This is a genomic window from Ensifer sp. (genome assembly GCF_035999185.1).
Classification (GTDB): Bacteria; Pseudomonadota; Alphaproteobacteria; order Rhizobiales; family Rhizobiaceae; genus Ensifer.
In genome coordinates this window covers 22,446-30,247 of sequence record NZ_DASYHB010000178.1, presented here as the reverse complement: position 1 = coordinate 30,247, position 7,802 = coordinate 22,446, and the positions used below count along the sequence as shown (strand labels likewise).

Annotated in this window: 11 protein-coding genes; 3 read left to right on the top strand and 8 right to left on the bottom strand. The window is 63.0% G+C overall.

What is annotated here, in order from left to right:
- Nucleotides 1-1,432 (top strand): pyruvate kinase (gene pyk / locus VGO04_RS24285; RefSeq protein ID WP_327498521.1); only part of this gene is annotated, 1,432 nt, incomplete at its 5' end.
- 20 nt (nt 1,433-1,452) lie between these two features.
- Here pyk and VGO04_RS24280 read toward each other — a convergent pair.
- The 6 genes from VGO04_RS24280 to VGO04_RS24255 form a co-directional block, all read right to left on the bottom strand.
- Nucleotides 1,453-2,469 (bottom strand): alpha/beta hydrolase, encoded by a 1,017-nt coding sequence (locus tag VGO04_RS24280; protein ID WP_327498520.1) that lies wholly within the window; start codon nt 2,467-2,469, stop codon nt 1,453-1,455.
- A 125-nt stretch (nt 2,470-2,594) separates the two neighbouring features.
- Nucleotides 2,595-3,209 carry a hypothetical protein gene (locus tag VGO04_RS24275; protein ID WP_327498519.1) on the bottom strand — a complete coding sequence of 205 codons (615 nt, stop codon included), beginning with the start codon at nt 3,207-3,209 and terminating at the stop codon, nt 2,595-2,597.
- 73 nt (nt 3,210-3,282) lie between these two features.
- On the bottom strand, nt 3,283-3,408 hold the full coding sequence (gene ykgO / locus VGO04_RS24270) for a type B 50S ribosomal protein L36 (protein WP_024271182.1): 126 nt from the start codon (nt 3,406-3,408) through the stop codon (nt 3,283-3,285).
- 171 nt (nt 3,409-3,579) lie between these two features.
- Entirely contained in the window at nt 3,580-4,635 is a 1,056-nt protein-coding gene (locus VGO04_RS24265) for a 5-(carboxyamino)imidazole ribonucleotide synthase (RefSeq protein ID WP_327498518.1), read from the bottom strand.
- Nucleotides 4,632-5,096 (bottom strand): 5-(carboxyamino)imidazole ribonucleotide mutase, encoded by a 465-nt coding sequence (purE, locus tag VGO04_RS24260; protein WP_327498523.1) that lies wholly within the window; start codon nt 5,094-5,096, stop codon nt 4,632-4,634. The genes VGO04_RS24265 and purE overlap by 4 nt, the downstream gene beginning before the upstream one ends.
- Before the next feature lie 53 nt (nt 5,097-5,149).
- Nucleotides 5,150-5,353 carry a YdcH family protein gene (locus VGO04_RS24255; protein WP_327498517.1) on the bottom strand — a complete coding sequence of 68 codons (204 nt, stop codon included), beginning with the start codon at nt 5,351-5,353 and terminating at the stop codon, nt 5,150-5,152.
- Nucleotides 5,354-5,564: 211 nt separating this feature from the next.
- On the opposite strand from VGO04_RS24255, the gene VGO04_RS24250 reads away from it, so the two are divergent.
- Nucleotides 5,565-5,738 carry a YdcH family protein gene (locus tag VGO04_RS24250; RefSeq protein WP_327498522.1) on the top strand — a complete coding sequence of 58 codons (174 nt, stop codon included), beginning with the start codon at nt 5,565-5,567 and terminating at the stop codon, nt 5,736-5,738.
- Nucleotides 5,739-5,902: 164 nt separating this feature from the next.
- On the opposite strand, the gene VGO04_RS24245 is transcribed toward VGO04_RS24250, so the two are convergent.
- Entirely contained in the window at nt 5,903-6,163 is a 261-nt protein-coding gene (locus VGO04_RS24245) for a metalloregulator ArsR/SmtB family transcription factor (protein WP_327498516.1), read from the bottom strand.
- 100 nt (nt 6,164-6,263) lie between these two features.
- Entirely contained in the window at nt 6,264-7,043 is a 780-nt protein-coding gene (locus VGO04_RS24240; RefSeq protein WP_327498515.1) for a sulfite exporter TauE/SafE family protein, read from the bottom strand.
- 106 nt (nt 7,044-7,149) lie between these two features.
- Between VGO04_RS24240 and VGO04_RS24235 the strand changes: the two genes are divergently transcribed.
- Nucleotides 7,150-7,797, top strand: a complete 648-nt coding sequence (locus VGO04_RS24235) for a thiamine phosphate synthase (RefSeq protein ID WP_327498514.1) — start codon at nt 7,150-7,152, stop codon at nt 7,795-7,797.
- The last annotated feature ends 5 nt before the right edge of the window (nt 7,798-7,802 follow it).

The window sequence follows — 7,802 nt, the reverse complement described above, 5'->3', positions numbered from 1 at the left end:
GAACAGAAAAGTCAAAATCCTCGCCACGCTCGGACCGGCGTCCTCGGACGAGCAGATGATCCAGAAGCTGCACGAGGCCGGGGCCGATCTGTTCCGTATCAACATGAGCCATGCGAGCCACGACGTGATGCGCACGCTGGTTCAGCGCATTCGCGCGGTCGAAGCGCGCTGTGGCCGGCCGATCGGCATTCTCGGTGACCTGCAAGGCCCGAAGCTGCGCGTCGGCAAGTTTGCCGAAGGAAAGGTCGATCTCAAGGTCGGACAGACCTTTACCCTCGACAACAGGGACGAGCCTGGCGACAACACCCGTGTTTTCCTGCCGCATCCGGAAATCCTTGAAGCGGTCAAGCCCGGCCATCGCCTCTTGATCGACGACGGCAAGCTGCACCTGCGCGCTGAGAAGACCGACGGCAAGAGCATCGTCGCGACTGTTGTCGCCGGCACGAAGATTTCCGACCGCAAGGGCGTCAGCCTGCCCGACACGCTGCTCGCCGTCGGCGTCCTGACCGACAAGGACCGGTCCGACCTCGACGCCGTCCTGGCAACCGGAGAGTTCGACTGGGTGGCGCTTTCCTTCGTTCAGCGCCCCGAAGACCTCGCCGAAGTTCGCAAGATCGCCCGCGGCCGTGTCGGCCTGATGTCGAAGATCGAGAAGCCGCAGGCGCTCGACCGCATCGACGAAATCATCGAGCTTTCCGATGCCCTGATGGTGGCGCGTGGGGATCTCGGTGTCGAAATGCCGCTGGAATCGGTTCCGGGTCTGCAAAAGCAGCTGACGCGCGCTTGTCGCCGCGCCGGCAAGCCGGTGGTCGTCGCGACGCAGATGCTGGAATCGATGATCTCGGCGCCGGTCCCGACGCGCGCCGAAGTCTCTGACGTTGCGACCGCCGTCTTCGAAGGCGCGGACGCCGTGATGCTGTCGGCCGAATCCGCCTCGGGCGAGTATCCGGTCGAGGCCGTCTCGACCATGGCGTCCATCGCCAGCAACGTCGAACGCGACCCGCATTATTCCAGCATCATCTACGCGCAGCGCACGCCGCCGGAAGCAACCGGTGCCGACGCGATCTCGCTTGCCGCACACCAGATCGCCGAAACGCTCCGGCTTTCGGCAATCGTCTGCTACACCTCATCGGGCACGACGGGCCTTCGCGCCGCGCGCGAGCGCCCGCAGGTGCCGATCATCGCCCTGTCGCCGATCGTCCAGACGGCACGCCGTCTTTCCGTCGTCTGGGGGCTGCACTGCGTGGTGACCGAGGATGCGACCGACCTTGACGACATGGTCAACCGCGCCTGCCGCATCGTTGCCTCGGAAGGCTTCGGCAAGCCCGGCGAGCGCGTCATCATTTCGGCCGGCGTGCCGCTCGGTACGCCTGGCGCCACCAACATGCTGCGCATCGCCTACATCGGCTCCGACGGCATGAGCGGCATCTGAGCCGATCTCGCCGTCAAGGATCAGGCCTGGCCGACCCCATCGGTTCTGGCCATCAGGCGGGCTTCGGCCCGCCTTTTTATTTGCTCAAGATCGATCGGCTGTCCGGCGAGCTTCTCCAGCGCGGCAACGACGACGTCCGTCACCACATAGTCGGGCTTGTGACCGAGATTGCCGATCCAGAGCAAATGCGCGCCGGGGATGTCGCGCGCCAGCCCGCGGGAGTGGATGTCTGCGAGCACGACGCCGTCGCTGTCGCCGGTGATGATCACGGTCTGAGCCGCAATCTCGCGATAGCGCGGCGCGGTCGAGGTCAGGTAGGCATGCAGGTTGGCGATGTCGCGCGCGTTGCTGAGGAAGGTGGAAGGTCGCAGCACCAGGTGTGGCCCGGTCTTGTCGACATAGTCATCTGGTCTCGGATTGGGCGAGAAGATCGAATGTGTGCCGGTCTCGATCCGCCGCTGCCCGAGCGGCGTGACGAGGGTGTGGGCAAAGAGCCAGCCGATAAGCGGAAGCGCCGTCAGATGGTAGTACCAGTCGATGCCGCCCGGCCAGGGATGCGTTGCCGGCGCCAGAAGCACGAGGCCAGCCGTCTTTTGCGGATGATGAAGGGCGAAGCTTGCAGCGATGGCGCCGCCGAAAGAGTGCCCGACGATGATTGCCCGGCGTATGCCGCGTTTGTCCATCAGCGCGGCAATCGCCGCCGCCTGCCCATCCGGAAGGTCGTTGGTCGCGCCGCCGCGTTCCGAATAGCCGTGCCCCGGGCGGTCGACAAACAGCATTTCGGCGCGGCCGGTAAGGGCGGGGGCGAAGGCGTGCAGCTGGTCGAGCAGGTTGCCGCTGGCGCCGTGGATGAAGACGACCGGCGGCAGGTCAGCGCCGTCACCCACTGGTAGGTGCACGCTGTTCATGTGATAGCCGCCGATATCGATCAGCTCGCCGACATTGGGAAACCGTCGGGTGAATGCGCGTGCATGCCAGCGGCTGTAGGCGATGCCGACGAGCGTCAATCCGATGAGCAGGAAGGCGGCTGGGTACATATGTCTACCTGTCGGCTGGCGACGTCGCACGCCTCCTCGCACGCGCGCTGAGGGGTGTTGCGGGCTGGTGCAGGAGGAAGAGGGCGGAGGGCAGGGACGTCATGGCGTGGTGGGTCGGCGGAGCGTCAGGTCTTGTTGCCGGCGAGCTTCTCGGCCAGTTCACCGAGCTTTGCCTGCGCATTGCGGTCTGCCGGGTAGATTGCCAGGAATTGCTCCCAGGCGCGCAAGGCCAGCTCGTCCTTGCCGGAAGCGCCGAGGATCGCCGCCATGCCAGCGAGCGCGCCGAAGTGGCGCGGCTCTATGGTCAGCACGCGGTTGATGTCCGACATGGATTTTCTGTAGTTGCCCATCGTGTAATGCAGTGTCGCGCGGCGGTTCCAGCCTTCGACATAGTTGGGCGCAAGCGTGATGACCTGATCGAGGATGTCGAGGGCTGCCGGCTGCTTGTTGTCGGATATGGCCTTGTCGGCCCATTGCATCAACAGGTTCACCGTGGCGCTGCCGGAATCCTGCCATTCCAAGCGGATCTGGTTGGCGAGCTCACGCGCCTTGTCGCCGTCGCGTTCCTTCTTGAGGTCGGCGAACAGCCCGTCAAGGCGCTGCTTCGGTGTCGTGAGGCTGGCTGATTCCGCTTGGGTCGAGGCTTCCGCCGCGAAGGTGAAGCTGCCAGCTCCGAGGGAGGTGGCGAGCAGGGCGGAACACGCCAAAATCAGGGGTACAAAAACTCGCATGGCGAGCATGTTAGCTCGCCACGGAATAACTTCAAAATCAATTTTGGGACATCCGAAAGCGGTGTCCCCAGCCCAGCTGGACTCAGCCCTGACGAGCCTTGAAGCGCGGGTTCTGCTTGTTGATGATGTAGATGCGGCCCTTGCGACGAACCAGACGGTTTTCGCGGTGGCGAGCCTTCAGCGACTTGAGCGAATTCTTGATCTTCATTTTCCTGGTCCGCAGGTTTCGGGGGAATGAAAATTCGCCCGGTATCTCTAACAATCAAAAGCGCGCCACTGAGCGCGCTCCTTAAGGTGGGATGGCAAATACCGTGTCACCCCCGGCGTGTCAACCACAAGACGGCCCATTTTACCGCCGCGAGCCGCATTTCTGTGGCTTTCAGCTGCGAACGAGGCGGGTGGCATGGCCCATCTTGCGACCGGCACGGGCCTCGGTCTTGCCGTAGAGGTGCACCAGAACGTCATCCTCGGCGAGCAAGGCCGGAACCGCGTCGAGGTCATCGCCGATCAGGTTCTGCATGACGCAGTCCGAGTGGCGACGCGGATTGCCGAGCGGCAGTCCGGCGACGGCGCGGATATGCTGCTCGAACTGCGAAACGACGCACGCCGCCTCCGTCCAGTGGCCGGAATTGTGCACGCGCGGCGCCATCTCGTTGGCGATCAGCTTGCCATCGGCCAGCACGAAGAACTCAACGCCGATGACGCCGACATAGCCGAGCGCGTCGAGGATCGCCTTTGCGGCCTTGCGTGCGGCCTCTGCCGTCTCTGCCCCCACGGCCGCCGGGACCGTCGAGGTGTGGAGGATGCCATTGCGGTGGACGTTCTCCGCCGGGTCGAAGCAGGCGACCGCTCCGTCAGTCGAACGGGCAGCGATGATCGAGATCTCGCGCACGAACGGCACGAAGCTCTCAAGGATGAGCGGCACGCCGCCGAGCGCTGCAAAGGCGCCGGCCGGACTGTCGGCTGCGGAGCGGAAAACACGCTGTCCCTTGCCGTCATAACCGAGGCGGCGGGTCTTGAGCACGCCGGTTCCACCGAAATCGGCGAGCGCCGCTTCCAGGTCGGCCTGGCTGTCGACAGCGTGGAAACCAGCCGTCGCGATGCCGCAACCGTTGATGAACCGCTTTTCGACGAGGCGGTCCTGTGCGACTTCCAACGCCTTCGGCGGCGGGTAGACGGCACGCTTTCCGGCAAGCCGCAGGGCCGCTGAAACCGGCACGTTCTCGAATTCGTAGGTGATAATGTCGCTGGCGGCAGCAAGGGCGTCGAGCGCGCCTTCGTCATCATAGGCGGCGACGATCTGTTCGTTGGCGACCTGTGCTGCAGGACAGTCGACCTGCGGTTCAAGGATGACTGTGCGAAAATTCAGACGGGCAGCTGCCATCGCCAGCATGCGGCCAAGCTGGCCGCCGCCGATAATGCCGATGGTGGTCATGCCTCATCCACCGGATATTCGGCGACTGCGACCGTCTGCTGTTCGCGCCAGTCGTCGAGCCGGTCGGCGAGATCGTTGTCGCTGAGCGCCAAGACGGCTGCGGCAAGCAGTGCTGCATTGACGGCACCGGCGCGGCCGATGGCGAGCGTACCGACCGGGATGCCCGCAGGCATCTGGACGATAGAGAGCAGGCTGTCCTGGCCGGAGAGGGCCTTCGACTGGACGGGCACGCCGAAGACCGGCAGCGGCGTCATCGAAGCGCACATGCCGGGCAGGTGTGCCGCACCGCCGGCGCCGGCGATGATCACCTTGAAGCCTTCGTCGCGGGCGCCCTTGGCGAAATTGACCAGCCGGTCGGGGGTGCGGTGTGCCGAAACGATGCGCGCCTCATAGGCAATGTCGAGCGCGTCGAGTGTGTCGGCGGCGTTCTTCATCGTCTCCCAGTCCGACTGGCTTCCCATGATGATGGCGACGGGTGGGGTCGTGGTGTCGATCACGTCTTTAAGTGTCCGCTTCAGGCGATGATATCTGGAATGATCTGGTCTTCGATCTTGGTGATCTTGTCCTTGATGACCAGCTTCTTCTTCTTCATGCGCTGGATTCTCAGCGCATCGCAGCCGGTCTGGATCATGGCGTTGATGGCAGCATCATAGTCTTCATGTTCCTGCCTCAGCCGCGCGGCGGTCAGTCTGAGTTCGGCCTGGTCCTGGTCCGGCATGCAAAGCGATCCCCATCAGCCCGGTTGCGAAGTCCTCCTCGAACCGGAATTTCATGCCGCTCTATCACATCTTGGGCGGTAACGGGAAGTTATCCGTCGTCATCATTTCGCCTTCGACAAATGAAAAATGGCGTGGCACAGTAGTAAGGTTACAACCATGGAACATCCGGCATTTGCGTGCCGGATGCAAGCAAAAGGAAGGGACTGCCAAATGACTGTTGAGGCTCATCTTGCAACGCTTGAGAAAAAACATGGCGCCCTGGAGCAGGAGCTTCATGCGGCACTGAATCAGCCGTCGGTAGAAGACGAGCAGATTACGGACATCAAGCGGAGGAAGCTGCGCATTAAGGACGAAATCGAAAGACTTCGCTCCTCAACTCACTGATTATCAAAGGTATTTCCCAGAATTATCGGGAAGCGCCATCTCCCCTCTGAGTAGGCGCAACAAGGTTTAGAACCAATCCCCACAGCGGAATATACGGACTTTTTGGACCGGGCTTGACGCCCGGTCTGTTTGTCTGAGGCGCCGCCCTTGTGCGGCGGCCGGGCTCAAGACCAGAATTGGTCGAGCCACAGATTGAGGCGGTCGAAACCCGGCCTGTTGATCGTATAGATCCGGCGCGTGCCGCTTGCCGAAACCGAGACCAAATTGCAGTCCAGCAAGGCCTTCAGGTGCTGCGATACCGCCGGGCGGCTGATCGGCAGGCCCTCTGCCAGCTCGTTCACGGTCTTCGGCGCGCGTCGCAACTCCTCCAGCAGGTAGCGCCGGTTGGGGTCTGCGATGGCATCGAAAGGGTCCGCGATCGTCATGAGGGAACGTTAGGCGAAATTTTGCGAAGCAGCAAGAATTTTGTGCGGTGCGAAATGCTAATTTTGCTTTGCAATATTTCCGTAATACTTGGAGCCGCGCTCAGCCGGCTGCGAGCAGGCTGTTAATGCCATCCCAAAGCAGCTTCGAACCGGCGATGAACGCCATCGTGTACATGAAGGGATAAAAGACCTGCGGCTTCATGCGGCGCACGATGAAGGCGCCACAGACGGTCGCGACGATCGCCAGCGGAAACAGTGTCGCCGAAATCTTCAGGTTGCTGAGGTCCAGTTGTCCGAGCGCAAAGTAGGGAATGAGCTTGACGGCGTTGAGGATCGCGAAGAAGCGCACGATCGTGCCGGTGTACTCGCGCGGATCGAGCTGCAATGGCAGCGCGTAGATCTGGAAGGGTGGTCCCCCGGCGTGGGCGACGAAGCTGCCATAGCCGGCGAACGAGCCCCAAAGGGCGGCCGGACCGGCGCGTTGCGTCTTCGGTGCGATCGTGATGCCGTGGCGGGCGCGCCAGACATTGTAGACGTACCGGAGGACGAAGAGCACGGTGATAAGGCCGATGATCAGGCGCAAAAGGTCACGCGAGACGTAGGCGGACGTGGCCCAACCGATCAGAATGCCGGCAAGCGCGCCCGGCAGGAGCATGAGGAGCGTCTTTCGATCGCCGTGTTTGCGCCACATCCACAGCGACACGATATCCATCGCAATCAGGATCGGAAGGAGGAGGGCTGCCGCCTGGACCGGGGATACGGCCATCGACAAGATCGGCACGCCCATCAGCGAGAGCGCTTCTCCCATGCCACCCTTGCTGAGGCCGACAAGCAGAACAGCCGGGATTGCGATAAGATAGAAGTCGAGATCGGGAAGCATGAGGGGCGGTTGATCCTTTTGCTGTCTCCGTCTATCGGTTTTCGGAAATGAAATCGAGCGCTGGTTTCGCCGTCAGGCGGATACAGCCGGAAATGGATATCTGCCCATGACAACAGAACGCTGCCGCCTGGTGCTGATCGCGCCCGACATGCCCGATCCGGCGGAGCGCGCCCGGGTGCTGGGCGACGCCCTCAAGGGCGGCGATGTCGCTTCGGTCATCGTGCCGCAATACGGCCTCGATGACGCCGAGTTCCAGAAACACGCCGAGCGCCTGGTGCCGGTCATCCAGGAAGCGGGCGCGGCTGCGCTGATCGCAGGCGATTCCCGCGTGGCCGGACGGGCCAAGGCCGACGGCCTGCATGTGTCCGGCAATGCCGAGGTGCTCGGCGAAGCCGTGGAGAAGCATACGCCGAAGCTCATTGTCGGTGGCGGCAATGCCGCCGATCGCCACCATGCGCTCGAGATCGGCGAAGTGCGCCCGGACTACGTGTTCTTCGGCAAGACCGATGGCGACATAAAGCCGGAGGCGCACCCGAAGAACCTGGCGCTCGCCGAGTGGTGGGCCTCGATGATCGAGATTCCCTGCATCGTCATGGGCGGCACGGATCCGCAATCGGCGCTTGCCGTTGCCGAGACTGGCGCTGAGTTCGTCGCCCTTCGTCTTGCGGTCTTCGGCGAGCCGGGGCAGGCGCCGTCGGTCGTTGCCGCCGTCAACGCACTTCTTGACGAAAAAGCGCCACGGTTTGAAGATTAAGACGT

Excerpts from the sequence above, each read along its gene's own strand:
- purE (WP_327498523.1), bottom strand. The coding sequence starts at position 5,096 with ATGGGAAGCCAGTCGGACTGGGAGACGATGAAGAACGCCGCCGACACA.
- VGO04_RS24255 (WP_327498517.1), bottom strand. The coding sequence starts at position 5,353 with ATGCCGGACCAGGACCAGGCCGAACTCAGACTGACCGCCGCGCGGCTG.
- VGO04_RS24235 (WP_327498514.1), top strand. The coding sequence starts at position 7,150 with ATGACAACAGAACGCTGCCGCCTGGTGCTGATCGCGCCCGACATGCCC.
- VGO04_RS24275 (WP_327498519.1), bottom strand. The coding sequence starts at position 3,209 with ATGCTCGCCATGCGAGTTTTTGTACCCCTGATTTTGGCGTGTTCCGCC.
- VGO04_RS24265 (WP_327498518.1), bottom strand. The coding sequence starts at position 4,635 with ATGACCACCATCGGCATTATCGGCGGCGGCCAGCTTGGCCGCATGCTG.
- VGO04_RS24240 (WP_327498515.1), bottom strand. The coding sequence starts at position 7,043 with ATGCTTCCCGATCTCGACTTCTATCTTATCGCAATCCCGGCTGTTCTG.
- VGO04_RS24245 (WP_327498516.1), bottom strand. The coding sequence starts at position 6,163 with ATGACGATCGCGGACCCTTTCGATGCCATCGCAGACCCCAACCGGCGC.
- VGO04_RS24280 (WP_327498520.1), bottom strand. The coding sequence starts at position 2,469 with ATGTACCCAGCCGCCTTCCTGCTCATCGGATTGACGCTCGTCGGCATC.
- VGO04_RS24250 (WP_327498522.1), top strand. The coding sequence starts at position 5,565 with ATGACTGTTGAGGCTCATCTTGCAACGCTTGAGAAAAAACATGGCGCC.
- ykgO (WP_024271182.1), bottom strand. The coding sequence starts at position 3,408 with ATGAAGATCAAGAATTCGCTCAAGTCGCTGAAGGCTCGCCACCGCGAA.